At 58.5% G+C, this 234-nt stretch carries 1 tRNA gene; it reads right to left on the bottom strand.

The window, feature by feature from the left end:
* Window positions 1–76 (bottom strand) — tRNA-Glu (locus ACW9JE_RS30995).
* Between the last annotated feature and the right edge of the window lie 158 nt (window positions 77–234).

Raw genomic sequence — 234 nt, 5'->3', positions numbered from 1 at the left:
TGGCGTCCCCTAGGGGACTCGAACCCCTGTTACCGCCGTGAAAGGGCGGTGTCCTAGGCCACTAGACGAAGGGGACACGCTACCCGGAACACATGGTGTGTGTTTCGGTGTCCAGATCCGCATCCGAAGACTTGGTTCTGGTTTCACTCAGCCCTGCCCGAAAGCAACGCTGTTTAAAATTGGAGCGGGAAACGAGACTCGAACTCGCGACCCCGACCTTGGCAAGGTCGTGCT

It is taken from the genome of Pseudomonas sp. SDO55104_S430, assembly GCF_054070595.1.
This window is presented reverse-complemented; position numbering and strand designations above follow the sequence as displayed.